The organism is Actinomyces sp. HPA0247, from assembly GCA_000411415.1.
Taxonomy (GTDB): domain Bacteria; phylum Actinomycetota; class Actinomycetes; order Actinomycetales; family Actinomycetaceae; genus Pauljensenia.
Window position 1 is genome coordinate 323,220 of sequence record KE150452.1, and the last position, 26,495, is coordinate 349,714.

Sequence of the window (26,495 nt, forward strand, 5' to 3'; positions counted from 1 at the left end):
CATGACTCTGTCTATCCTGTGGTTCGTTCTCATCGCCGTTCTGTGGACGGTCTACCTCATCCTTGAAGGCTTCGACTTCGGCGTCGGTATGCTCCTTCCCTTCGTCGCCAAGGGCGACCCCGAGCGCACCCAGACCGTGCGCACGATCGGCCCCCACTGGGACGGTAACGAGGTCTGGCTGCTCACCGCTGGTGGCGCCACCTTCGCCGCGTTCCCCGAGTGGTACGCGACCATGTTCTCGGGCATGTACCTCGCCCTGTTCCTGATCCTCGTCTGCCTGATCATCCGCGTCATGGCGCTCGAGTGGCGCTCGAAGGTCGCCACCGACAAGTGGCGTCACGCCTGGGACTGGGCGCACACGATCAGCGCGTGGCTCGTCCCGATTCTGCTCGGTGTTGCCTTCGCTAACTTCGTCCAGGGCATGCGCATCGAGGTCGTTGACGTTGCCACCGGCACCGTCATCGATCCGACCCTGGTGGATCAGTCCCTTGCGAGCGCGACCCACCAGCTCACGGGTGGCTTCTTCTCGCTGCTGACCCCGTACACGATCCTGGGCGGCCTGGCTGTCCTGGCCGTCTGCCTGGCTCACGGCGCCCAGTTCCTGGCCCTGAAGACGACGGGCGAGGTCCGCGAGCGCGCCAACGCGATCGCGGCTCCCGCCACGATCGGCGCGACCGTCCTTGCGGCCGCATGGCTGATCTGGGGCCAGTTCGCCTACACGACGAATGTCCTGGCGTGGATCCCGCTCGTGGTTGCGGCGCTGGCGATTATTGCCTCGGCTGCCCTGTCGCAGGCCTCGCTGCGTCATGAGGGCTGGTCCTTCGCGGCGTCCGCCGTTGCGATTGCTGGCACGGTTGCGTGGGTCTTCTCGTCGATGGCTCCCGCGGTTCAGAAGTCGTCGATCAACCCGGCGTACTCGCTGACGATTGATCAGGCCTCATCGACGACCGCGACGCTGACCGTGATGACGATCGTCACTGTCTGCCTGCTGCCGATCGTTCTGGTCTACGTCTTCTGGTCCTACTGGATGTTCCGCGCTCGCGTGAGCGCCGAGGATGTTGAGACCCAGACGGGTCTGCTCCTGAAGAAGGTGCGCGTCGGCGAGAACTTCCTCGCTGGCTGACCTCCTCGACTGATGCGCCCGGTCCCTCACTCAGGGGCCGGGCGCATTCGTGTGCGTAAGACGGGCGAGGCCGGGGACCTTTGGCCCATGACACGGCTTTTTCGGGCACAATAGATACGTGCGTCCCTTTGATCCTCGTTTGTTGCGTTATGCCCGCTCAGCCCGCGGTCCTATCGCCGTCACAGCATTGCTCGGAACGATCACCGCGTTGTTGGTGCTCGCCCAAGCGCTGCTTATTTCTGCGGCCCTCTCCCCTGTCGTCTCAGGAAGGGCGACCCTGCGCGATGCTCTGCCTGCCATCGGCGGTATCGCGGGCGTTTTCGCCTGTCGCGCTCTTGTCGTTGCTGCCCGTGAGGCGGTCAGCACGCGCGCGGCGGCTGCGGCTGTCTGTGAACTGCGCGGTCGCGTTGTCGATGCCAGCATCACGCTGGGCCCGCGCTGGAGGGCAACGAACGGTGCGGAGACGACGACTCTCCTGTCGACTGGACTCGAAGACCTGCGTCCCTATTTCGTCTCCTTCCTGCCTCAGCTGGTCCTCGTCTGCACCGTAACACCGGCAGCTCTGGGCGTGATTCTCTTCCTCGACTTCTGGTCAGCGCTGATCGCACTCGTCGTCATCCCCCTGATTCCCATCTTCATGATTCTGATCGGGCGTTTCACGCAGGCGGCTTCCGAGGACAAGCTCGCTTCCATGAAACGTTTGACCGCCCAACTCCTTGACCTCATGTCCGGCCTGCCAACGCTGCGCGCACTCGGCCGAGAAAAGGCACCACGCACCCACCTGCGTGCACTTGGAGATGCAAACACGAAGGCCACGATGGCCACGCTGCGCGTCGCTTTCCTCTCCGGCGGCGTCCTGGAGTTTCTCACGACCCTCTCGGTGGCTCTCGTGGCCGTCGAGGTCGGTATGCGCCTCGTGTTCGGCAATATCTCACTGTTCCACGGCCTCGCTGTCATTATGCTCGCGCCCGAGGTCTTTGAGCCGCTGCGCCAGGTGGGCGCGCAGTTCCACGCGTCCGCGAACGGTGTCACGGCCTCCCGCGCCGCATTCGACATCATCGAGGAGGCCGCATCGGTCAATTCGCCTGGTAGCGCTGCGTGCCCCGATATGTCACGCACGGAGATCGTCCTTGATGGCGTCGGTGTTCGAGCCCGCGGAGCGTGGGCACCAAGCCCGACGAACGGGGTCATTCGCCCCGGGGCAGTGACGGCCCTGTCGGGCCCCTCGGGCGCCGGCAAATCGACGATTGTTGCCTGTCTCCTCGCTGATATGACGCCGGATGCGGGCCGTATTCTCCTGCGTCCGTCAGGCTCGTCACTCACACACGATGAGGCCGCCCTGGCGGACTTCTCCCCGTCCGCGTGGCGTGAGCAGATCTCCTGGGTACCCCAATCCCCCACCCTCGTGCCTGGAACGATCCTGGACAATATGGGCGGCCTGCCCCTTCAGGAGCTCAATACGGCAGCTGCTGCGACAGGCTTTGATGCTGTCCTTGCTGCCACGCCCAACGGATGGAACACCGCGATCGGATCGGGCGGTGTCGGACTGTCCGTCGGTCAGCGCCAGCGCCTGGCTCTCACGCGCGCTCTGGCTGCCCACTCTCAGGTCGTCATCCTCGATGAGCCGACCGCACATCTCGATGCCCTCAGCGAAGAAACAGTCGTACGTGCCATTGACGCCATGCGCGAGGAAGGACGTACCGTCATCGTCATTGCTCACCGAGCGGCGATGATGGAAGCCGCCGATGTCGTCATCGACGTCCGATCTGCCGCTGACGAGGAGGCCCGCGCATGAAACTCTTCCTGACCCGCTCTGAGTCAACCGCTCTGCGTCGCTGCATCTCCATGCTCCAGGTGTCGTGCTCCGGTTTCGCGCTCTCACTCCTCCTCGGTGTGGGCGCGCTAGGTTCGGCCATCGCACTCGGTGGAACCGCTGCGTGGTTGATCGCGCGCGCCTCCCAGCAGCCACCCGTCATGTATTTGACCGTCGCGGCGACAGCTGTCCGCCTGTTTGGCATCTCGCGTGCCCTTGCCCGCTACCTGTCGCGCCTCGCCTCGCATCGTGTCGCATTGACGGGCATGGACTCGTTGCGTGGCAACCTCTACGACCGGCTCTCCGAAGCGCCAACCGCGACGCTCACCTCGCTGCGTCGAGGAGACCTCATGACGCGCGCCGGAGCAGACGTTGACGAAGTCGGAAATGTCGTCGTTAAAACCCTCCTACCGTCACTCGTCGCCCTCATCGTCGGAGTTGGTACGGTCGGCGTCGTCACGGTTATCTCTCCGGCCGCGGGAGCGATCCTAGCCTGCGCACTCATCGTCTCTGGCATCGTGGCACCCGCGCTTATCGCGCGCTCGGTTCGGCTCGCCGAAACACAGGGGTCGCAGGCCCGCACCGATATCGCGGCAACGACACTCGCCGTGTTGGAAGGCGCCACGGAACTGTCTGTCGCGGGCACACTCAACCACGCCAAGAGTTCACTCGCGCGCTCCGAAACGCGCCTGTCCACCGCCCTCGCCCACTCCGCCAGGCTCTCCGCGCTGGCCCGAGGCCTCGACGTGTGTGCAATGGGCACAGCCGTCATCGGCGCCCTCCTCATCGGTATCCCGCAGACCACGTCGGGCACGCTCGCTCAGGTACTCCTCGCGGTCATCGTCCTCATTCCGCTCTCGTCTTTCGAGGGGGTCGCCGAGCTTGCTCCCGCGGCTTCCCAGCTGGTGCGCAGCGCCCAGGCAGCACAGCGAATTTGCGCTCTGCTGGACGACGAGGTGCCCACCAAGCCCCACACAATTCCGGAAGGCCCGACCGTGATCGAGGCACGCGACCTGGCGATCGGTTGGCCGGGCGGGCCGACCCTGGCGACCGGCATCTCTCTGACGCTGCGCCCCGGTTCCTCGCTCGCCGTCGTGGGTGCCTCCGGCATCGGAAAGACGACGCTGCTCGCAACCCTCACGGGCGTCATCCCACCCAAGTCGGGCGCAGCTCTCATCAACGGCGTACCCGCCTGCGGAGCGGACCGTGACCAGCTCACCGCACACATCACGATGACGGCCGAGGATGCCCACGTCTTCGCAACCACCATCTACGAGAACCTCCGCGTGGCGCGCGCCTCGCTGACCCGAGACGAGGCCTCGGACCTGCTCACGCAGGCAGGCCTGGACGAGTGGATCGAGTCCCTCCCCGAGGGGATCGACACGGTCATCGGTTCCGGGGGAACGACCGTATCGGGTGGCGAGCGACGTCGACTCCTCATGGCGCGCGCACTGGCTGCCCCGGCTCCCGTTCTGGCAATCGATGAGGCCTCCGAGCACCTCGATGCGGCCACCGCGGACCGTCTCATGGAAACACTCCTCACGCCGTCTGCCGACCGCGCTACCCTGGTCGTCACGCACCGACTCAGCGCTCTCGACCAGGCCGACCATGTCCTCGTCTTGGCTGCCGACGAACCGGGCGGGTGTGCTCACGTCGCAGCACAGGGCACACATGAGGACGTCACACGCACTCTCCCCGCCTACCAGTGGGCTCTCGAGCAGGAGGAACAATGAGCCACGAACGCACAGAATTCACGCTTCTCCAGGCGGCGCTCGACCTGACGAGTTCACTCGACCTGAAGTCGGGACTGCAGAACTTCGTTGATCAGGCCTGCGCGCTGACCTCGTCGCCGCACGCCACGATGTGCGTGCTCGACACCTGGGGCGCCACCACCCTGCGCCTGGAGCACCACGACTCCTACCCTGCCCCGCCCGTGCCCGAGTCACTGCCAACTGTCATCCCCGTCAACACACCGCTCCTCGTCAACTCCCCGCAGGACGCGCCCGACATTGATCTGCCCGCCTCCACCCCGCCCTTCCTCGGGGTCTCCGTCCTCGTGCATGAACAGGTCTACGGACGCCTCTACCTGATGGGAAAGCCCGGCGGCTACACGGACGAGGACGCGGCCGTGGTCGCGGCCCTGGCCCCCGCCGCCGGCATCGCCGTCGAAAACGCGAACCTCTATGCGGACTCCAAGCGCACCGCCCGATGGATTAGCGCCTCCCAATCCCTGACAACGACGATGCTGGAGGGCGCCGATGAGGAGGAAGCCCTCGAACTTATCGCCAAGACCGTGCGCGAAGTTTCCCACGCAGACACCGCGATCATCGTCCTGCAGTCCGTCGGTGACACGTGGGCCGCTGAAATCGTCGACGGCAAGAACGCCTCCAACCTGCTGGGTCTCGTTTTCCCGCCCGAAGGCCGCGCCATGAGCGTGTTGCACGAGGGTACCGGCATGATCGTCGACTCAATGTCACGCGCACAGACGATGCGCCTGCCCGAACTCGCCGCCTTCGGGTCCGCGCTCTATGCTCCCCTGCGCTCCCGTGGTGTCTCCTCCGGCGTTCTCATTCTGCTGCGACAAATCGGTGCGCCTGAGTTCGACGCCTCAGAGCTATCCCTCGCTGAATCCTTGGCGTCTCAAGCCACCCTTGCGCTGGAGCTCGCGTCCGCGCGCCACGCCCAGGACGTAGCCGCGCTGCTCGACGAGCGTGACCGCATTGGGCGTGACCTGCATGATTTCGCCATCCAGCAGCTCTTCGCCACCGGCATGGCACTGGACGCAGCAAAGCAGAAAGTCGCGGCCGGGCAGGCCGATCCCTCATCCATCGAGGCGCTCATCGATTCATCCCTCGCATCTATCGACGAGGCCGTCCGCCAGATACGCACCATCGTGCACAACTTGCGCGAGCGTGACAAAGCGGTCGGTCTGGTTGAGCGTATTCGCCGCGAGTCCTCGCTCACCCGTTCCGCGCTGGGTTTTGCCCCCTCGCTCGTGATCACACTCGACGGACGCGCCATCAACTCCGACCTGGATAACGAGCTTATTGTTATCGATGAGTTCGACGGTCGCGTCGACCCCGACCTCTCCGACGACGTCGTGGCAATCGTGCGTGAAGGCCTGTCCAACATCGCCCGTCACGCCCATGCGACAGCAGCAACCGTGTGCGTCGACGTCTCCGGACAGGGAAAGACCGGACGCGTGCGCATCACGATCAACGACGACGGACGCGGCATCGACCCAGATCGGACGCGCAATTCGGGGCTGGCCAACATGGCCGAGCGCGCCCGACGCCACCACGGCAGCTTCGACGCGGACAGCGGCGACGGCGGTGTCGGCACGCAGATCCGTTGGATCGCCCCGCTCGAGGGCTAAGCTCACGCGACGGCGACGATAACGGTGGGGGTGGATGTTCCGATTGGAACTCCACCCCCACCGCATGCGGACGAGAAACGCTATCTCTCGGCCGTCAGCTGAGCGTCACCCCAGCCACTGACCACCGCTGGAGAATGTGTACCAGCGCCAGCCGATCCAGTGGCCACCCGTGTACATGTCGCCACCGGTCCCGAAGTAGTACCAGACCCCGCCGATCTGCTGCCATCCTGTGACCATCCGGCCCGAGGCATCAAAGTAGTACCAGGTACCTCCCATCGGCTTCCATCCGATCGTCATGGCACCACTGTCACCCATGAGGTACCAGTGCGAGCCCATCTGGAGCCATCCGGTGTGCATTGAGCCGGAGGGATCCAGGTAGTACCACGCGCCGCTCGTGTAGAGCCAGCCGGTCTTCATCGCGCCGTTGGCTGCGAAGAAGAACCACTTGTCTGCCACCATCTGCCAGCCTGTGGCCATCGCGCCGGTCTCGGGTGCCAGGTAGAACCAGGAACCCGACAGGTTCACCCAACCGGTTACCTGAGCGCCTGCACCGTTGTGGTAGCGCCACGCACCGTCCCAGTACACCCAACCCGTCAGCATGTAGCCGTTCTGGTCGAAGCGGTACACGCGTCCGTCAAGGGTGAGGGTCTCGTTCTTGGCGTAGTCTCCACCGGTGATCTTCCACCACCAGCCGATGCCGTCGTTCATCCAGGTACCCACCGTGTGATCGGGTGTGGGTGCCGGATCGGGGGTTGGGTCGGGTGTGGGTGCCGGATCGGGGGTCGGATCGGGTGCGGGTGCCGGATCCGGGGTCGGATCAGGCGTAGGTGCCGGATCCGGGGTCGGATCAGGGGCCGGTGTCGGCTCCTCCGCGAGAGCCAGGGTGACAAGCCCCGATTCGGTGACCCCAGCCTCGTTCATAGCCATGACACGGACGACAGAACCATTGCTCTCGCCGTCGATCGTGAGAGTCAGCTCAGGACCATTCTCATCTTCGACGATGGACCACGAGTCGGAACCTTCACGCTTGATCTGCCAGATAAGGGTCGGAGTCGGCGTTCCAGTGGCCTCGGCCTTGATCGTGACCTGCGTGCCTTCCTTAGCCGTCACGGTACGGAATGCGCCGTCTCCGGAGATCTGCGCATCCTCCGCCGGGTTGGCGGTGACGGTCAGCGGCTTGATGACCGGAGGCTCCTGATCATCGGGATCCGGCGTCGGGGTGGCGGCTGCGAAGGCTTCGACCTCCGCGAGCGCAAACTCGCCGAACTCGGTGGGCTGGATAACGCGAATGAAGCGTGCGTCGAAGCCCTCGAAGTCAACTGCGCTCGGGCGGCCTCCGACTCCCTCGACCTTGATCGCGTGGACGCCGTCAACCGCACCAGCGGTGGCCGGGTTGAAGGAGGCGTCAAGGCGCGTCGTGGAGGCGACCACCCAGAAGTCGTGCAGACGCTGGTCGCACGAGATTCCCTGGCAGTTGTCGGAAGACGAGCGGTTCCAGACGTTCACGACGCCGAGGGGGTGGTCCTCGCCGAGGTCGACCTCCCACCAGGGGTTGGCCTGCTTGCCGGTGTGGGCAACCGAACCGTTGTCCCACACACCGTCCGTGTTGCCGTCAACGGCGCGCGAAGCGGTGCCTCCCCACCCAGTCGAGGACATGGTGGCCGTCTTGTTGAGGGCGAGGTTGTCACTGCCCTTGGTGACGGTGAGGGTCGCACGCGCCGAGGTCGTGGAGCCGTTCGCGTTCGTGGCGACCGCGTAGAACTGTGCTCCGTCATCCTCGAGTGTCGTCGTCAGGGTGTACATGGAGCTCGTGGCGTCCGGGATTGCCGTTCCCTCGGTCGCACCCTTGGGGACGCGGTACCACTGGATGGTGGCGGCCGGGCGGCCGGAAGCGACGACCGAGAAGGTAGCGCTCTCCCCCGCCTTCACAGACACCGAGGAGGGATCCGTGGCGATCACGGGCGGCTGGGTGGCCGCGTTCTCTCCGTAGACGTGCACGGTCGCACTCACGGAGCCCAGGCGAATCGGATCGGCGTAGTAGGCGGGGTGCGCCAGCTCGAGGCGCAGCGGCGTGACCTGCCCGGGCTCAAGGGTGAGCCCATCGCCGACTTCTCCGGCCTCGATCTGTGCACCGGTCACCTCAATGGACGTAGTCCCGAGGGTGATCTTGTAGGTCGTGGAAGCGTCGAAGTTGCCCGAAAACTTCAGGGTCAGGTCGGTGATGGCCTTATCCCCCTTGTTCACGAGGTAGGCATCGTAGGCCTGCGGACCGGAGTAGCGCATCGCTGAGGCGCGTCCGAAGAACTGCTTCGAGGAGATCGTCGCCCCATCGACGGCGGTCACCGTCTGCGTGGGAATGTACGTGGGAGCGCCGTCGAAGGTCACCTTGATGACGGGACGCAGGTTCGGCTCTGGATTCTCGCCCGACATGGTCACCGTGAGGGTGGTGCCGTCCTGGGAGAAGTCGAGGGCGCGGTCGGTGCCGTCCACGGTCACGGCGCTCACGTGGCCGCCGACGCTGGGAAGCGTCAGCGTCTTGCCGGGGCTCCACAGCTCGGGGAAGAAGTAGAGGTCGTTGCCCTTGGTCATCACCTTGCCCCAGTTGGGGGCGGGGAACCACGTCGGGCGCGCTCCCGTGATGGCGTCGGGATGACGCGCCATCCACTGGCCGACCTCGGTGACGACGCCGGAATCGAAGGCATCGATCGTGCCGTCGCCCTTCGGACCGACGTTGTAGGCAAACTGGCCACCCGAGGCGACCGTACCGATGAGGTTGTTGACCAGCTCGCGTTCCTTGTAGCTCTTCGCGCTCTCGTCGCGGTTCGCCCACGAGCAGTAGCCCCAGCAGGCCGGGTAGATCGAGCGAATCGACTCCCACGGGCCCATGTGGAAGTCCGTGGTCACGGAGTTGTCGCCACCGACCTCGAAGTCACCGGCCTTGTTCCACACGCGAGAGTTAACCATCGTCTCAGGCTGGAGTTCGTGGACCCACTGGGCCATGCGCTGAGACTGCTCGGCGGTGGGTCCACCCATATCAAACCACAGTTCGGCGATCGGCCCGTAGTTGGTGAGGAGCTCGGTGAGCTGGGGCTTGATGACGGTCGTCATCAGCTCTTCATCGATGGGGTTGACATTGCCGTAGGGCTCGGGGGTCTGCTTCGTCCAGTCGATGATCGAGAAGTAGAAGGCGAGCTTCACGTCGCGCTTGTTGCACTCAGTAGACAGCTCCTTCATCGGGTCTTTGCCGTAGTTGGACTGTTTGACGATGTTGTAGTCGGTCGTCTTCGTGTCCCACATGGCGAAGCCATCATGGTGCTTGGACGTGATCATCAGGTACTTCATGCCCGAGTCGTGGACCGTCTGACAGATCGCCGCAGCATCGAAGTTGGCGGCCAGGTCCTTGGCCTTCAGCAGGTAGTCGTCGGTGGGAATGTTCTCCCAGGCCTTGATCTGCTCGGGGTAGCCCATTCCCTGGCGGTGTCCGTTGTAGTAGCCGCCGTAGACGGAGTAAACGCCGAAGTGCATGAACATGCCGTACTGGAGTTCTTGCCACTTGGCGATCTTGGGGGTGGAGCTCAGTGGGACCGCTGCGGGGACGCCGGTAGGCGCTGGCGGCGCGTCGGCAAAAGTGGGGGCGCTCATGGGTGCGAGCACCAGTGCCGTAGCGACCGCACACCCGGCAAGCATTCGCTTGAGGTTCACGGGGTGTCCTTTCGAGGGGTAATGGTGGACAACAGTGTCCGTCCTCAACGGTGAGGATGAGGCGAACGTTACCCCACAGGGCTTTCCCATGAATCAGTTTGATAGTAGCTTTCTCACAAATCAGGGACTTCCCTGTTTAGGCGGAAACTAAAACGGTCATACAATTCATGCTTTTCCGCTGACAGATACGACAAGCGGGCCGGTTACCCCGACCCGCTTGTCGACCTCACTGCCCTCAGGGACGAGGCATTGGCTCAGTTACGCCACGCAGCAGCCCTCTGCCCGGCGACCCAAGCGGCAACCTGCGTACGACGCTGCAGTCCCATTTTGGACAGCAGCGACGTGATGTGGTTCTTGACGGTCTTCTCGGCGACACCGAGCTTTTCACCGATCTCACGGTTCGACAGACCATCACCGATCAGGTCCAGGACCTTACGCTCCGACGGCGTCAGGTCAGCGGTCGGGTCCTCGTGATCGACGCGCCGACGCGTGAGCGTACGCTCATCTAGCAGCACACGGCCATCCGCGACCGCCTTGATGACATCCGTAATCTCCGCTCCGCGCACAGTCTTCAGAATGTACGCGCGCGCTCCGGCTTCCAGGGATTCAGCCAGGGCCTCGTCGTCGTCGAAGGACGTCAAGACCACCGGAAGGATCTGCGGATGGGAGGCGCGCAGGCGATTCATAATGTCGATGCCTGTTCCGTCGGGCAGCTGCAGGTCGACAAGGATGACGTCGGGACGCACCAGATCAGCGCGACGCACGGCGTCAGCGACCGACCCGGCTTCAGCGACCACCTCAAGGGCTTCGTCTCGGTCGACGATCTCAGCGATGCCACGGCGAACGATCTCGTGATCGTCGACGATCATGACGCGCGTACGCGCAACGGTATTTTCACTCACGTGTCTGATTCTAACGGTCGGGAGGGCACACGCCCTCGGTGACTACTACTTATTACTGCTCCGGAGACAGTCGGCTCATCGCATCCTGCGCGGCCGCGTTCTCCGCATGCTTCTTCGACGAGGCCTGCCCCGTCCCGAGTGCGTCCGAACGCCCGGAGACGAAGGCATGTGCCGTAAACACGCGCTGGTGATCCGGCCCCTCGCCCTCCACCTCGTAGGACACCTCGCCCAGGCCCTGCGCCTGCGCGTACTCGATGAGGATCGTCTTCCAGTCCTGGTGCTGCCCACGAGAGGGGGCATCCACGAGCAGGAAGCTCAGACGCTCCAAGATCACGCGACGGGCCTCCTCGAGGCCGCTCGTCAGGTAGGTCGCGCCGATGAGAGCCTCGAACGTGTCGGACAGGATGGAATCCTTGTCGCGTCCTCCGTGCGTGGATTCTCCCTTGCCGAGGAAGACGAAGTCGCCCAGGTCAATGCGCCGAGCCGCTGCGGCCAGCGGCTGCTGCGAGACGGTTGCCGCACGCATGCGCGACAGGTCGGACTCTGCGACGTCGGGGTACTGCTCGTAGAGCTTCTGCGCAATCACAATCGACAGCACCGAATCGCCCAGAAACTCGAGCCGCTCATTATTGGCGATGCCTCCGGCCTCGTTCGCGTAGGAACGATGCACGAGAGCGAGCTGCAACAGCGGGGGGTCAATGCGCGTTCCCCAGGCGTCAACGAGGGCGTCTGTGTCCGTGCGAGGGGGTACCGGTAGGTGCTTCGAACGGGCCATCACGAACGCTCCGACTCACTGTCCTCCCCCAGCAGGGACGCCAGGGAAGCCAGACGGGGATCAACAACGAAGTGCTCGTGATCCTCTGGCAGGTCGACCCACTTCTCGCCGCACACATCGCAGAGGCCCGCGCAGTCATCGCTGCACAGCGGGCGCGGGTCGACGAGAGGGACGATAGCGTCACGCAGCTGGGTCTCGATATCGATCGTGTCGCGCTCACCGATAACGAAGAGATCCTCTGCCTCTTCGTCATCATCGTCCGCAGGCGCCAGGGCGGGGGCGCCTGGTTCGAAGTAGACCTCTTGACTGACGACATCGTGGTGTTCGCGCACCTCATCGAGGCAACGCACGCATTCGCCAACGAGGTCCACCGATGTTGCCAGCGAGACGAGCACGCCGTCCTCGACGCTGGTCATGTCCACGGAGATGTCCAGAGGCGCGCCGGGCACAGCCGACATCGAGGGGGTCCCGAGGTCATCGGGGGTCACCCACACAAGGTCCTCATGCAAGGTGGATCCGAGGGCGCGAGGCAGACGCGCCAGGGAGAGAACCAGGGTCTTGTCACTCATTGGCCAGGTCCACATCTGTCACGCCAACGCCGCGGCGCTCGGCGATCGTCCGGCGGCCGGCATCCGTGCGGCGCCCCAGATCGGAGATGAGCTGCGCGAGCTCGTCGAGGGAGTTCGCCACATAGTCGTCGGCTCCCTCGCGCAGCGATGCCGCCGAGCGCTTCGCCTCGGACACGATCTCGCGCGCGCGGTCCTCGGCCATGCGCACGATGTTCTCAGTGGAGACAATGCGTGCAGCCTGGGCGTTCGCGTCAGCGATCGTCGCCTCGGCATCCGAACGTGCCTGCGAGACGAGAGCAGTCGCCTCGTCGTCCGCCCGCGAACGCGTACGCTCGGCCTCTTCCTCGGCGTCGGCGATGATCTGTGCGGCACGCTCGTTGGCCTGGTCGAGGGTGGAGGATGCCCGCGAATTCGCCTCGGCGATGCGGGTTTCGGCTGCCGAGTCCGCGCGTCCCAGGACGGCGTCGGCATCGGCGACGACGGCATCGGCAGCGACGAGGTCTTCTGGCAGAGCCTCGCGGGCCTGATCGAGGAGGTCAAGCAACTCGGCCTTATTGATCATGATGGATGCGGACAGCGGGACCGTGCGCGAGGACTCAACGAGGTCTTCGATCTGATCGAGGGCGGCGATCACGGTGGAAGGACCGTAGACGGTTTCCTCGTTCCACTCGTCCTGCGTCTTGTTGTCGGGCGTGTCAGCCATGGCTGCCTCCTGCGTTCCACCGGGCATGATTCAGTGTCTATTGTCGGTCAGAAATCGCTCAACCGCTGGCGGGACATACCGAGAAATATCCTTTTTGAGTCCGACTAGCTCACGGACAGCGCTCGATGAGACATGCGCGAGTGCGGGGCGGGTTGGAATCCACCACGTATCGATACCGCCGACCTCGTCGTTGAAGGCGGCCTGAGGAGCCTCATGATCAAGATCTATTGCCGAGCGCACCCCCTTGACAATGAGGGTGGCGCCCAAGCGTGAGGCCTCGTCCATCGTCGCACCTTCCAAGAGCACCACGTCGACGTTTCGCAGGTGGGCGGTGGCTTCCTCGATGAGAGCGGCCCTGTGGTCGGTTGGAATGAGCCCGCGTTTGGCGGGGTTGATGCCGACGCCGATAATGAGCCGCGCAGCGATCGCGGAGGCGCGCTCGGCGACGTCGAGGTGCCCATTCGTAAAGGGGTCAAAAGAGCCTGGGAACAGTGCGATCATTGCGCATCCTCCGCTTGTGGCGACGAGGCCTCGGCCTCTCGGGGAGCATTCGTGTCATCCTGAGGATCTTCCTCGGGCAGAGGCGGACCCGCGAAATAGGCGACGGTTTCCCCCCACGTGCGCTGGTCTTCCAGGACGAGGAAGGACGGCCACGTGGGCGCGGGTGCACGAGTCGAGCGCTCAACGACGACGAGAGCATCGGGGCCGATCCAGGGGCCAAGGAGCGACAGGACGGCGGTCATGTCTGCCTCGGGAATGTCGTAGGGAGGGTCGATGAAAACAAGGTCAACGTCTCCGCACAGATCCTCGCCGGTGCGCGCAGCAAGATACGCACGAGCATCAGCTGTGACGACACGCGCAGGCAGACCGGTCGAGCGGACGTTGGCGGAGGCGACGCGCGCCGCCGCAGACGCTTTCTCGACGAGCGTTGCGTGAGCGCTACCGCGCGAGAGCGCCTCGAGGCCGAGCGCGCCCGTCCCGGCGTACAGATCCAGCACGACGGTCCCGTTCAGGACGTTCATGTGGTCGAGACGGGAGAAAAGCGCCTCGCGCACGCGCTCCGACGTGGGGCGTGTCCCGGACTTGGGCACGGCGAGGGTTCGTCCCTTGGCGCTACCTGCGACGATTCTGGTCATGCTCCTACCCTACCGGGCGCACCTCAGGAGCGTTGCATCCACTCGACCTGCCCTTCGGAGGCGCCGCGAAGGGCGCGCACGAGGTCCGGATGATTGTCCAGCGTCGCGTCAGTCTCGAGGAGCGCATCGGCTGCTTCTTTGGCCACGCGAATGAGGGATTCGTCGCGACGAACGGAGAGGAACCGCAGGTGCGTTGCTTTGCCCGACTGCCCTGCACCCAGGACATCCCCCTCCTTACGCAAGCGCAGATCGGCCTCGGCCAGCTCGAAACCATCCGACGTCTGCGCGAATGCCTGCAGCCTCGCGAGCCCCGCATCGGTGAGTTCATGCCGATGCATCGCGATACACAGGGAGGGCAGGGAGGAACGTCCGACGCGCCCACGCAGCTGGTGGAGCTGAGCGAGCCCGAACTGCTGGGAGTCGAGGATCACCATGAGGGTCGCCTCCGAGACGTCGACGCCGACCTCGATGACGGTCGTTGCGACGAGGAGCGGGGCGCGTCCGGCGGAAAAGTCCTCCATGATCTGGGCTTTCATGGGCGCGGGTGTGCGCCCCGTGAGCTCATGGATGGCCACTCCCGCGAGCGCCGGGTGGGATCGGAGGTAGGCGGCAACCTCGCTGACGGATGCCAGTGGACGCGCGTGCTCCTCGTCGACATCGCTCACCTCATCGGTGGCGTCGATACGCGGGCAGACGACGTAGACGCGCCGCCCCTGCGCGATCTCCTCGGCGGCTCTCGCCCATGTGCGCTCCACCCACGCGGCGTTTGCTGCGTCCGCGAGGTAGGTGGCCACGGGCGTACGGCCGCGGGGCATGCCGCTCATGCGGGTTTCGTCCAGGTCCCCGAACACGGTCATGGCGATTGTGCGTGGGATCGGCGTCGCAGTCATCACCAGTTCATGGACGCTGTGCCCATCCTCGCGGGTTCGACGGAGCGCGGCACGCTGCTCGACACCGAAGCGGTGCTGCTCGTCGACGACGACGAGAGCGAGGTCGGAAAAACGCACAGATTCCTGGAAGAGAGCGTGCGTGCCGACGACGATGAGCGGCTGCGCAGAATTCATGGCCGCTTGGATCTCTCGGCGGGCAGCCGGCGTCGTTGAGCCGGTCAGGAGACGCACATCAGGGGCTTCTTCTCCCAGGGGTGCGAGGAGCGCCCGCAGGGACGCCGTGTGCTGCTCGGCCAGGACCTCCGTCGGGGCGACGAGGGCGCCCTGGTGGCCCGCCGCGACGACCTGCAGGAAGGACATGAGCGCGACGACTGTTTTACCCGAACCGACATCCCCCTGGAGGAGGCGCTGCATCGGGGTCTCGCGCTCGAGGTCGGCGCTGATCTGCGCGACAGCGTCCTCCTGAGAATCGGTGAGCTGGAAGGGCAGACAGTCGCGGAATCGCTCGACGAGCCTGGCACCCTGGGGGGAGGCAACCGCCGGTGTCGCGCGTGCGCCACGCCGACGCATCGCGAGCCCCACCTGCAGGACAAACGCCTCCGTGAAGGCTAGTGCGCGGCGAGCCTGCTGGTAGTCCTCGTCCGTCTGCGGCTGATGCAGGCGACGAAGGCTGCGCGCATAGGCGGGAATGTCGACGCGATCGCGCACCGCGGCGGGAACCACGTCGGGCACGTCCGCATCGTCGAGGTGATCCAGGACCATGCCGACGGCACGGGCAATCGCCCACGAGGCGAGTGATCCCGTTGCCGGATAGATCGGGATGGGCCGGGAGGCGATTCGCTCGATATCTTCCCCGTCGACGCCTTCGAAGGATGGGTGCGTGAGTTGAAGTTTGCCGCGGTATGCTCCCACTTTCCCGGCAAACAGGAAGGATTGTCCGGGGGTGAGAATCCGCTCGATCGGTGCGAGCTTGTACTGGTTTTTCGCGAAAAAGGTGGCGGACAGGAACTGAATGCCGTCCGTGAGGGTGACCTCCAGGCGGACGCCCGATCCGGAGCGGTTAGCGATCAGATGCGCCGACGCGACCTCTGCGAGGATCGTGGCGTCCTCCCCCTCTCGCAGGGAAGACAGCGGGGTGAGGCGGCCCCAGTGGTAGTACCTGCGAGGCGCCACCATGAGCAGGTCGCCCACCGTGGCAACACCGGCACCTGCGAGTGCCTTCGCCGTCTTCTTCGGCAGGCGCAGGGACAGAGGGATATCGAGTGCACTCACAGCGGACACCCGGCGACGAGGCTCGGTCCGCTCTGTCCACCATCCCAGGTCTCCAGGTCGATCGATGAGGAGGCGTCACGCGTGGAGAGCAGCTGGCGCACCGTCGCGACCGTGTAGGGGCCGTCATCATCGCGAGAGACGAGCAGTCGCCACGACTGCCCTCCCCCACGCGCGGCCTCAGCCAGGGCCTCGGCGATTCCTTCGGGATCCCCGTCCAGCGGTAGCTGGGCGGTCGTCCACGTCGACAGCGCGTCGTGGGCACCGTCGCGCAGCATCCGCGCGAGCGTCGGAGCCGCCGCGAGGCCCCCTGGCTGCGGGACAAAAAGCGGGGCACACGCGCGGGCGACCGCGAGGACTCCGAGATCATCGCTGCTGGCTGCCCGCAGGATCGCGGGCACTCCGGGCGCCGGAGCGGGAAGGACAGAGGCAACGGTACCGACTAGTGCGGCGCTGGCCTCGTCGCAGGGCGCAACGAGCGTCACGCCGGTACGCGAACTGGCCGCCGAGACGATACCGGCAGCATCACTCGAGTTCAGGTTGAGGAAAACGACGGCTCCTGCGCGTGCGAGTTCTTCGACGAGGCCGGGGGCACGGGTGCATGCGATGACTCGTGCGCGCTCGACTCGGCGCATCGGGCGACGCTGGAGGAGACGCACGCCGCGGTGGCTCAGCCCCTCGTCCGCCAGCTCGTCGATGCCGATCTGGGCATCGGGGCGAGCATCAGACACCTGAAAGCGAATGACCTGCCCGGACGTGGGGTGCGCAGCCAGCGGTGCGGAAGTATCCACGTGGAGACGCCACTCCCCCATTCCAAACAGATCCACACGGCCCACGTAGGAGAGGCGCGCACCGAGTCCCCCCAGGCGCACGAGCAGCCCACGCAGGTCGTCTTCGGTACCCTCCAGGATGATGTCGACCGTGAAATCACGGCCGGGCGGGGGCGAGGCAGCCTCCGGCGCGCGCGAGTGGCGCTCCGCGAGGTCAGCGAGCATCGCGGTGAAGGACTGCAAGATGCCGGCGTCGTCACGCATGGCGGCATCGATGCACGCGAGCACCAGAGCAATGAACGCACCACCCGGATCGATACGACCCGTCGATTCATTCGTCGCTTCGATCAAGCCAATCTGAGCCTGGCTCGAAAAGCGGGAGAAGACGTCTTCGACCTCAGGAAGCGTATCGCCCATGTCCACGAGCTCGCGAACGGCACCACTGAGCATCTCAACGAGCGCATCGGACCAATCGATCGACGAGGCCACAGGTGTCAAGGAGGCCGCCAGCATGCGGCGGGCCGCGAGCGACGTCACCTGGTGCTCATCCGCCAGGGCACCGGCCCACGCCTCAAACAAAGCGCCCAGTGCGAGACCACTGTGCCCAATACCCCGGCGGATAATCGTCTCCACGCCAGCTTCGAGAGCCACACGCAGGTGGGCGCGCGGCTCCAGGGAGTCCATCGCTGCAGCGAGCGCAGCCATCGTCGCCGCCGCGTTCGTCCCCGTATCGCAGTCCGCCCCGTCCCATCCATCCAGGTCATCGAGGAAAGGCGCGAGTCTCGCTGCCTCCTCGGCACCGGCACGACAGGCCTCGATGATGACCGCTGCATTGAGCTCCATGACTCCCCTTTCCTCCCCGTCCTATTCTCCCCGCGAGGGTTGCTGTGTGCGACCTGACACGACCGATCACGCGTGCGACTTGTTGAAAGCGCGCATCATCCGCTATTCTGTCATGGTTGCCTTCGGTTCAAGCACCGGAGGATGCGTTCCCCGCGACCGTGGGGAGCCAAAGACTGAACTGGAAGACATACCGAGGAGAACATCGTGGCTGCCGTTTGTGACGTGTGCGGTAAGGGACCCGGCTTCGGCAAGAGCGTGTCGCACTCGCACGTTCGCACCAACCGCCGGTGGAATCCGAACATTCAGCGCGTTCGCGCCCTGGTCAATGGGACGCCCAAGCGCCTGAACGTCTGCACCAAGTGCCTGAAGTCCGACAAGGTCGCCCGCGCGATCTGAGTCGACGACGCTGACGTAACGCTGGAGGGGCGAGCCGCTTGGCTCGCCCCTCCAGCGTCTATTCGCTTGCTGCCTCAGCTGCGCGCATCCCCCTGAATGAACGCGGATGAACGCCCGCGACGCTTAGTCGCGGGCGTTCATTGTCCTCCATCGAGCACAGAAGCTCTACCGAATACCCAGCGCGGCCGCTACAGGAGTCCCGCAGCCAAGTCCAGTGGCGTCCCGAAACGATGATTCGTGATCGACACGGCCTGTTCTCGCAGGAAGGGCAGCAGTTCCGTATGCGGGCACGGCGTCACCGCTCCCGTGTACAGCGCGACGTCGGGGCTTCCCATGCTCACGCGACTTGCGCGTTCCCAACGATCCTGCGAGGACTCCTCGCGCGGGCCGAGAACACGTACGCGCATCCCCAAACCACCCGAGTTAGCCACGAGTGTCAGGCGAGAATCCCACGAGGCCTCATCCTCAACCGTCACCTCAATATCCAGGGACTCGAGAAGGTCCGCCACGGAGGGAGGAAGCGCGTCGGCAACGGACAGGCCGATCGGCCCGCCCGCCAGAACACCCGCCGCCAACACACGGACCGTGTCTACGAGGGTGGCTCCACTGCCCGCTCGCACGAGGACCGGAGTGGGGCGATAACGCAGGATATTGCGCTCGCACGCCAGGGACGTGACGTCACGGCCAACTCCGTAAGCGCATGCCCACGCAGCTGCGTCGTGTGCGACGGCGCTCCTGAGCTCTGCCACCTCATCGGCGCTCAAGTGCGAACTCACCGCATGGCACAGCGCACGAACGCTCGGGGCAAGCTGTGCGGTGTCCGTGGCACTCTCCCCCACGGCCGCCTCGCGGGCTGCTTCAACCTCCCCGAGGCCCAGCAGGTACGAAGGACCGCCGGCTTTCGTGGTCGATCCGATGGCCGAGCGTTTCCATCCACCAAAAGGCTGACGGCGAACGATCGCGCCGGTGATGCCACGGTTGACGTAGAGGTTTCCGGCCTCAATGCCTTCCAACCACATCGCTAGTTCCTCGGTGTCGAGGGTATGCAGGCCGGAGGTCAGGCCGTAGTCGACGTCGTTGACGGCCGCGATGGCTTCCTCGAGTGTATCGACGCGCATGACGCCGAGGACGGGCGCGAAGTATTCCGTCAGATGGAATTCGCTGCCGGGGACCACACCCGCACGGATACCCGGGGTCCAGAGCCCATCACCCAGGTAGCGCGGCTTGAGCACCCAGTGTTCTCCCTCTCCCAGGGTGGTCAGGCCTCGCACGGCCTTCTCATCGTCAGGAACGACGACGGGACCGACCTGCGAATCGAGGGACGCCGGCAGTCCCACACGCAGCGACGCGGCCGCATCGACGAGCTGACGCGCGATACGTGAGGAGCGTCCCGCCGAACCCACGAGGATCAGCAGAGACGAAGCAGAGCACTTTTGCCCCGCGTGCGCGAAAGCCGAGTGCACGATGTCGCGCACCGCCAGATCGGGATCCGCCGACGGGGTCACGATAATGGCATTCTTGCCACTCGTCTCCCCCAGCAGGTGCATGTCGGGCTTCCAAGAACGGAAAAGACGAGCCGTGTCGTACGATCCGGTCAGCACGACGCGGTCGACACCCTCGTGGGTCACGAGATAGCGCGACACGTCCCCATCGTCGAGCGGGGCGAGTACCACCAGGTCTCGAGGGACCCCGGCCTCGTGAAAGGCCGCGACGAGCTCAGCCGCGCAACGCTTAGCTGGCGGGGCGGGCTTCAGAATGACCGCGCTACCAGCCGCGAGCGCCGCGGCGACACCACCAACGGGAATGGCCACGGGGAAATTCCACGGGGAGGCAACGACAGTGACATCGACGGGCACGAATCGCGCCCCCGCCATGTAGGCCTCATCGGTGAGCTGCAACGAAGCATTCGCATAGTGGTGACAGAAGTCGACCGCTTCGCTCACCTCGGGGTCGGCCTGATCGATGGTTTTTCCTGCCTCGGATCCAGCGACCTCGATCAGCTCGCCCCTGCGCGCTGCGAGGACGTCGCCGACGCGATGCAGCGTGGCAGCCCTCTCCTCAGGGGTGCGCGACTGCCAGGAGTGAGCAGCGCGGCTGGCGGACTCGACAAGCGCATCGATGGCCTCGTTCGTGGCCAGCGACTGCACTCCGGCACGCACAGCCTCCACACCCCGCGTCGAGGCCGGAATCGCCGCGGCGATGTCGCGCGCCCACTGGCGGTTTGCTGCCAGAGCGGGATCAGAATCTGCCTCGGATACGAACGGGCGATGCGCGCGCTCAGCCAGGCTCCCCTGCTCTGGCGCCACCCCGGCCTCGCGCTCAGACAGACGGTTCTGGCGGCGGTTCGCAGCGGGAACGGGCGCATCCGGATCGACGTTGGACAGTGCGGCGAGGAAGCGGTCGCGTTCGCGGGCGAAGATATCCTCGTTTGCGGCAATATCGAAGACCCCTGACATAAAGTTCTCGGGCGCCGCGTTTTCCTCAAGGCGGCGCACCAGGTAGGAGATGGCGACGTCGAACTCACGGGGGTTGACGACCGGGACGTACAGGAGGAGAGAACCGACGTCGCGGCGCACGACCTCCTGGATGCCGGTTGCCATGCCCGAGAGCATCTCAAACTCGACGCTGTCCTCGACGCCGCGCGCAGCGCGCAGCTCGTAGGCGAAAGCAATGTCGAAGATGTTTTGTCCGGCCACTCCCAGTCGGATCGCTCGCGTCCGTTCCGGAGTCATCGCCCAGCTGAGCATGCGCTTGTAATTCGTATCTGTGGCCTGCTTGGAGGGCCAGGTTGTCAGCTCCCAGCCGTGAATTTCCGCGTCCACCTTCTCCATGGACAGGTTCGCGCCCTTGACGATACGGACCTTGATGCGCGAGCCGCCCGCGTCCACGCGCGCACGCGCCCACTCCTGGAGGCGTTGGAGGGCACCGAGAGAATCGGGCAGGTATGCCTGGAGGACAATGCCCGCCTCGTAACCGCGCATATCCGGCTGGTCGAGAATCGCGGTGAAGACAGCAATCGTCAGGTCGAGATCCTTGTAGTCCTCCATGTCGAGGTTGAGGAAGGTCCCGTTGTCGCGGGCAAGGCGGTAGAGGGGCAGGAGAGCACTCACGCCGTGGTCGACGACTTCCTCGAAGCCCCAGGGGTTGTGGGGTCCTGTCACGGCAGATACCTTGATGGAGACGTAATCGACGTCCTCGCGGGTCACGAGGCGTGAGACCTCGGCCAGGCGATGGGCCGCTTCCTTCTCACCAAGAACCGCCTCGCCGAGGAGGTTCACGTTCAGACGATGACCGCCTGCGCGCAGGCGCGCGAGCGCAGGGCCGAGGCCCTTGTCGGTCGCATCGACGACGAGATCACCAACGATCTCGCGGAAGACACGTCGCGCCACCGTCGTGACAGTGCGGGGCGCGAGGCGCGAGGCGGTTGACCCGAGGCCCATCGCCGCGGCCAATGCGGGCGGAAGAAAGTCCTTGCGCCCCGCCGACAGACGCTTCAACGCCGCGCTGGCCACGTCCAGATCCACGGGACGCACGACGTCGTCAACGAATCGAGTGGTGAACGTCAGACCGTCCGGGTCGGACAGGATTCGGGACAGGAGCTTGGCCGATTGCGGCGTCGGCTCGTGGGCCGACTCATCAGCCCAGCGGCGGGCTCGAACGATCGCTCTCTCCCCCAGCGCCCACAGATCATCGGGGCAGCGTCGAGCGTTGGAATCGGGGTGGGGCGGGGTGGGAACGGCGGTGTTCGTCATGCGTAGACCTCCAGGCGTGGATGAGCGACGGATTCTCCGCGTCACGTGCAGCGGCTTCGCTGGACACGTTCGGCAAAACTCCCGACATCGTGAAGTATGCTGGTTTGTCCATGCTAACCCTTCTCAGGGTTCTCCGTGTCACCAGCGCATGACCATAATACGCGCAACAAGGGACCTAAGCCCCAACTCGCAAAAAACAGCCGCAAACCCTCATCATCTGTGCTGCTTTTCACAACACGGCGCCTCCTGTGCGGAGGCTCCCTGGCCTCGTTCACGAACGAATGAGCCAGCGTACCTTCACGTCGTCAACCACACCAGCCATCACCTCGTGCATATTGAATTCGCGCCCACCATCCGCGCGCGAACACAACCACTGCACCTGAAGACCATCGGAGAGCGCAACAAGTTTCCGTGCGATCTGCTCACTGGGTGCATCGGCGCGAACCTCACCACGCACCTTGCCGTGCTCAATCGCATCAATCAGGTAGCGAATAGCATCGAGCAGATGATGACGGAACCACGGATGAGCCTGATGCTGCGCATCGATCACAGCAGCCGACATCGCCGTGTACAGGGCGACACCATCGGGATGACGTTGGTTATGCGCAACCATATCCACCCACGCATCAAGCGCGGCCTCCGCACCCTCCTCAGCGCGCGGAAGACGACTAACAATCCGACGATCACGCTCATCAAGGACAGCCGCGAGGAGCTGATCCTTCGACGCGTAGTGATGCAACAGGCCAGCCTTGGAAATATCGGCTGCGCGCGCAATATCCGCCAGCGACGTCGCAACAAAACCACGCGTGGAGAAAAGGATCAACGCCTCCGCGAGGATACGCGCCTTTTTATCCTCACTGCCGGCCTTCGGTCGACCGGGCTTGCGCGTCTTCATTGCCTGGGCCTCATTGCTCATGCGGCTGCTCCAGATTCGGTGTGACAGGGTTACCAAAAACCCATCATAGCGCGCAACCGCCGCTACGACACCGGGTATGCGAACTTCTTTCGCCGAGTCCGCATACCCGGCGCGTCGATAGCCTCATTCGAGGCCTTACTATCCGAATCGAACATCGAACTGGGGCTTGCCCAACGCGTCCAACTCGGGGATTCCGTCCTTATCGGTCTTCAGCTTCGCGGTCACGCGAAACGTCATGTCATACCGCTTCGACCCGCTCAAGGTGCCCTGGATCGTGTACGTCGGCTCGGCGACGTACACACCGTCATCCCCGAGCTTCACGGTCGTGGGTATCGTCTTGAGCTCCAGGAAGGACAGTGGCCGAGAACTAATCGCACCCGGGCAGGCGGTGTCAGTACGGCCAGAGTCGGTCGCGCATGAGTTCGCCAGAGCAACCGCAGCCTCGAGCGCGGCGGTAGCCACCTTGTCGTTGTAGACACCCTCCAGGTACACCCTTGTGCCGGTGCGCGTGCTGTCAAAGTCCTCGATAGCTCTAACCAACACCGTCTGGGGCTCAGCGTCAATATACTCGCCCGTCTCCTCCGGGGTGATTGTGTAGACGCCCGGGTACAGCACGATGGAGCCACTGGAGGATTCCGTCAGCGTCGCGACCGACATCTTTTCACCACCGATCGAGAAATGCGTGATCTTTCTTGGCTCCACCGTGACCCGATCAACCATCGCGTTCTCGATCTTCCAGTTCGTCAGCAGGCCAAACATCTTCTTCGCCTGGCTCACACGGAAGGAACGGGTGAAGCGTTCGCCATCAAGGCGCATCGTCGCCGTCACGACACACTCCTCCGCACATTCAGCATCATCGACAGTCACGTCCTCGACCTCGATACGGGCGCTCGCCGAGGCCATGACCCGGTCAGAGAGGAATACGCGCTGGTCATTGGGCAGACCGTGATCGACCATCGCCGTCGCAGCGCTTGCCTTACCGTCCGCGAGCAAATCAAGGTACTTGCGCACTTGCGCCTCGGGTGTGCTTGTCCAGTTCGCGATCGTCAGGGCGACGGTTCCGACAACCACGAGGACGATGAGGGCCACAACGCCCACGACGATGCGCTTGATGCGACCGCCGCTTTTCTCCGACATCGGGGTGAACGTCTCGCCCGTCTGGGGCACGACGGGCGCCTGCGCGGTGGCATCCTGGGGGTTGGCAGGGGCAGGAGGAGGAGTCAGGTTGTCCGAGGGGTCCGGGATTGGGGGCACCGCTCCCTGATTCGCGTCGTACTGCTCCTGAGCCACTGCTCGCTCCTCGCTCTTGTCCGCACTGATGGAATACCCCTGAGACGGTCATGCTCACGCCGGAAACCACATCAAAGGCGCTAAATTTTCTCACACGGTATTTATTTCATCAACCGAATAATCAGCGTGCGGGCACGTGGTGGACACGCATCATTCCCCCTCCGCGGAGGGGCGATGTGCGAGACAGAGACGTCCCATTCACGCCCGCAAGCTCGGGCATGGGACTCTTCGAATCATCGCAACCTCGGCGGCCGATTCACCGCTTTCGCATGGTCACTGTGACGTTCGGCTTCCCATCGATGTCAACCTCGGGAACACCATCTGCGCCCATGACAACCGCTGCCTCCACTCGGACCGTCAGGTCGTGGGAGGAGCCATCCTGGTAACGGAAGACAGCATCTTCGGCCTCATATTTCCCGTCCTCGGTAGCACTGGTCAGCACCTGCGGTACATTCAGTAGCTCAATGGCGGTCACCGCCGACGTACGCAACTCTGATGGGCACGAGGGGTGCATGTTCTTGCCCAACGTCGCACAATCCTCGACCTCTTTCTGCACAGCACTCAAGACATCCTTCCTGAGCGCGCTCGTCAGCTGGCCATCCAGGGACACCGATGTCGTTTCATAGGTCGAGGCATACGCCCCGTTCTCCACAACTACCTGCGTAGCCTGGGCATTCACGTACGGCCCAAGACCTTCCGGCTGAAAGGTGTAGACACCCGGAAAAAATAGATATTCGACTGGGGCAGCGTCAGGCGATCCGACTCTCGCTGAAACACCCCCGACGCTAAAGGACGGCACGCGCACTCCTGAGACGGGAACCTTGACGAAGAGGCCATCGCGTATCTTCCACACGGACGAGTCTCCCTCCTCCTTATTCCGTCGCTCCACCGAAAAGGTATGGGTAAAACGATCACCGTTCAGGCGTAGCGTTGCCGTTACTTCCTTCGTGTTGATACCACCAGTGGAATAGGTCGGTTTGCTGACCGATTCAACGACAATCCGAGATGAGGCTGCCGTCAACACCTCATTCGTGAGAAAGAGACGTTGTTCGTTCGGAATGCCAGGGTCGACCATCGCGAGCGCGCCCGCTGCATCCCCCTCGGCTAGGTAGCTGAGATATCGACGCACCTCACCATCGGGGGTCCCTTCGACGCGCTCGATCACCCATACGAAGGGAGTGAGAGCGAAACTGAGGGCGAAGAGCGCAACAATTCCGAGAAATATCTTCACCTTCTTGCGTCGTTTGGGTTCCATCGCCCGGTATGCAGCAAACAACTCTCCGGCGGTCCCGCGGTTGGGTCCACCACCGGATACGGCACCCGGCACGCCAAACTGCGGCACGGCCTTCTTTCTCTGCATTGAGAACGCCCCTACATGCTCGGTAACTACTTCGTAGGGTTAGCGTACGTCATCACTGTCTCTCGCACAAAGAAACGCTGCGGGCTGTGTGTCCTTCCAAAGCGGAGACGACCTCGATGGCCTCCGACAGTCAGTTAGTTGAAGCGCACCGTCGTGTTTTCGGTGGCGGAGGTGCCTGTCCCATCAATGGCGACGACCGTCTGGGGGTCGACAGTGCCTCCATCACGTCGACCTTCGGGCGTCAGGGTGTAGACACCGGGGAAGAAGTAGTATTCCTGCCAACCTGTCGACAGCGGCTCGACGCCCGCGGAATCACCGGTCACGCTAAATCCGGGGACTCCATCACCCGTCACGGCCACGTGCACCAACAGATCGTCGAACAAGTACCACTCCTCCGGACGGTCCTTCGTCGGCTTATGGTGATAGACGGTGAAATCATGGGTGATACGCTCGCCGTTCACGCTCATCGTCGCCCGTACCGTCGCGCGGGAGACCACGCTCCATTTACTGGTCAGGCTTTCGACCGATTCAATGGCGATACGAGAGTCCGAGGCCGACAAGACATCATTCGTCAGGAAACGCTTCTCGCGATCTGTCATCGGCCTCGTGAGCATCCCAAGCGCTGATTCTGCGTCCCCATCGGCGAGGTAGGTCAAGTACTGCCGCACGGTGTCCTCGGGGTTTGTGCGAGGCATATCCATCAGGTGAACAACGCCGAGGACGAGCAGGCCGACCACAACCATAGCGATCACCCACACCTTGTTATCGCGCCTCCGTTGCGCCTCCGACATGGCGGGAGGCGGGGCACTCATCCTGTGGCCGACGTTGGCGCCGTACGATTCCATCGGTTCTCCTCACTGTGCCATTGTCGCCGATTTGCGCCTCTCAGAGAGCGCAAGACTCAACGGTT

19 protein-coding genes are annotated in these 26,495 nt (G+C 64.3%); 5 read left to right on the top strand and 14 right to left on the bottom strand.

Features of this window, described 5'->3' with window-relative positions:
- Window position 1: 1 nt before the first annotated feature.
- The 4 genes from cydB (at window position 2) to HMPREF1478_RS09510 (ending at window position 6,312) form a co-directional block, all read left to right on the top strand.
- Window positions 2-1,123 (top strand): cytochrome d ubiquinol oxidase subunit II, encoded by a 1,122-nt coding sequence (gene cydB / locus HMPREF1478_RS09495; protein WP_016461855.1) that lies wholly within the window; start codon window positions 2-4, stop codon window positions 1,121-1,123.
- A 118-nt stretch (window positions 1,124-1,241) separates the two neighbouring features.
- Window positions 1,242-2,918, top strand: a complete 1,677-nt coding sequence (cydD, locus tag HMPREF1478_RS09500; protein ID WP_016461856.1) for a thiol reductant ABC exporter subunit CydD — start codon at window positions 1,242-1,244, stop codon at window positions 2,916-2,918.
- Complete coding sequence (cydC, locus tag HMPREF1478_RS09505; RefSeq protein ID WP_016461857.1) at window positions 2,915-4,669, top strand: thiol reductant ABC exporter subunit CydC; 1,755 nt, start codon at window positions 2,915-2,917, stop codon at window positions 4,667-4,669. Before cydD ends, cydC begins: the two co-directional genes overlap by 4 nt.
- Window positions 4,666-6,312: a GAF domain-containing sensor histidine kinase gene (locus tag HMPREF1478_RS09510; protein ID WP_016461858.1), complete on the top strand. Its 1,647-nt coding sequence runs from the start codon at window positions 4,666-4,668 to the stop codon at window positions 6,310-6,312. Before cydC ends, HMPREF1478_RS09510 begins: the two co-directional genes overlap by 4 nt.
- A 105-nt stretch (window positions 6,313-6,417) precedes the next feature.
- On the opposite strand, the gene HMPREF1478_RS09515 is transcribed toward HMPREF1478_RS09510, so the two are convergent.
- From HMPREF1478_RS09515 to HMPREF1478_RS09555, 9 genes are all read right to left on the bottom strand, one after another.
- On the bottom strand, window positions 6,418-10,014 hold the full coding sequence (locus tag HMPREF1478_RS09515; RefSeq protein ID WP_016461859.1) for an alpha-L-fucosidase: 3,597 nt from the start codon (window positions 10,012-10,014) through the stop codon (window positions 6,418-6,420).
- A gap of 254 nt (window positions 10,015-10,268) precedes the next feature.
- A complete protein-coding gene (locus HMPREF1478_RS09520) occupies window positions 10,269-10,883 on the bottom strand; it encodes a response regulator (RefSeq protein ID WP_016461860.1) in 615 nt (204 codons plus the stop codon).
- A gap of 85 nt (window positions 10,884-10,968) precedes the next feature.
- Window positions 10,969-11,691, bottom strand: a complete 723-nt coding sequence (rnc, locus tag HMPREF1478_RS09525; RefSeq protein WP_016461861.1) for a ribonuclease III — start codon at window positions 11,689-11,691, stop codon at window positions 10,969-10,971.
- A complete protein-coding gene (locus HMPREF1478_RS09530) occupies window positions 11,691-12,260 on the bottom strand; it encodes a YceD family protein (protein WP_016461862.1) in 570 nt (189 codons plus the stop codon). Before HMPREF1478_RS09530 ends, rnc begins: the two co-directional genes overlap by 1 nt.
- Window positions 12,253-12,963: a hypothetical protein gene (locus HMPREF1478_RS09535; protein ID WP_016461863.1), complete on the bottom strand. Its 711-nt coding sequence runs from the start codon at window positions 12,961-12,963 to the stop codon at window positions 12,253-12,255. The genes HMPREF1478_RS09530 and HMPREF1478_RS09535 overlap by 8 nt, the downstream gene beginning before the upstream one ends.
- Before the next feature lie 30 nt (window positions 12,964-12,993).
- The gene (coaD, locus tag HMPREF1478_RS09540; protein ID WP_016461864.1) at window positions 12,994-13,464 is read right to left on the bottom strand and encodes a pantetheine-phosphate adenylyltransferase; all 471 of its coding nucleotides are present in this window, start codon (window positions 13,462-13,464) and stop codon (window positions 12,994-12,996) included.
- Entirely contained in the window at window positions 13,461-14,099 is a 639-nt protein-coding gene (rsmD, locus tag HMPREF1478_RS09545; protein ID WP_016461865.1) for a 16S rRNA (guanine(966)-N(2))-methyltransferase RsmD, read from the bottom strand. Before rsmD ends, coaD begins: the two co-directional genes overlap by 4 nt.
- A 23-nt stretch (window positions 14,100-14,122) precedes the next feature.
- Window positions 14,123-16,270 carry an ATP-dependent DNA helicase RecG gene (locus HMPREF1478_RS09550; RefSeq protein ID WP_148332997.1) on the bottom strand — a complete coding sequence of 716 codons (2,148 nt, stop codon included), beginning with the start codon at window positions 16,268-16,270 and terminating at the stop codon, window positions 14,123-14,125.
- Complete coding sequence (locus HMPREF1478_RS09555; protein WP_016461867.1) at window positions 16,258-17,871, bottom strand: DAK2 domain-containing protein; 1,614 nt, start codon at window positions 17,869-17,871, stop codon at window positions 16,258-16,260. Before HMPREF1478_RS09555 ends, HMPREF1478_RS09550 begins: the two co-directional genes overlap by 13 nt.
- Before the next feature lie 204 nt (window positions 17,872-18,075).
- Between HMPREF1478_RS09555 and rpmB the strand changes: the two genes are divergently transcribed.
- Window positions 18,076-18,267 (top strand): 50S ribosomal protein L28, encoded by a 192-nt coding sequence (gene rpmB, locus HMPREF1478_RS09560; RefSeq protein ID WP_003792657.1) that lies wholly within the window; start codon window positions 18,076-18,078, stop codon window positions 18,265-18,267.
- Between the two features lie 188 nt (window positions 18,268-18,455).
- Here rpmB and HMPREF1478_RS09565 read toward each other — a convergent pair whose 3' ends face one another.
- The 5 genes from HMPREF1478_RS09565 to HMPREF1478_RS09585 all read right to left on the bottom strand — a co-directional run bounded on the left by HMPREF1478_RS09565 (window position 18,456) and on the right by HMPREF1478_RS09585 (window position 26,430).
- Window positions 18,456-22,019: a bifunctional proline dehydrogenase/L-glutamate gamma-semialdehyde dehydrogenase gene (locus HMPREF1478_RS09565; protein WP_016461868.1), complete on the bottom strand. Its 3,564-nt coding sequence runs from the start codon at window positions 22,017-22,019 to the stop codon at window positions 18,456-18,458.
- A gap of 271 nt (window positions 22,020-22,290) precedes the next feature.
- A complete protein-coding gene (locus tag HMPREF1478_RS09570) occupies window positions 22,291-22,935 on the bottom strand; it encodes a TetR/AcrR family transcriptional regulator (protein WP_016461869.1) in 645 nt (214 codons plus the stop codon).
- Between the two features lie 138 nt (window positions 22,936-23,073).
- The gene (locus HMPREF1478_RS09575) at window positions 23,074-24,225 is read right to left on the bottom strand and encodes a hypothetical protein (RefSeq protein ID WP_016461870.1); all 1,152 of its coding nucleotides are present in this window, start codon (window positions 24,223-24,225) and stop codon (window positions 23,074-23,076) included.
- Window positions 24,226-24,481: 256 nt separating this feature from the next.
- Window positions 24,482-25,585, bottom strand: coding sequence for a hypothetical protein (locus HMPREF1478_RS09580; protein WP_016461871.1), 1,104 nt, complete (start codon window positions 25,583-25,585; stop codon window positions 24,482-24,484).
- A 134-nt stretch (window positions 25,586-25,719) separates the two neighbouring features.
- Entirely contained in the window at window positions 25,720-26,430 is a 711-nt protein-coding gene (locus HMPREF1478_RS09585) for a hypothetical protein (RefSeq protein WP_016461872.1), read from the bottom strand.
- Between the last annotated feature and the right edge of the window lie 65 nt (window positions 26,431-26,495).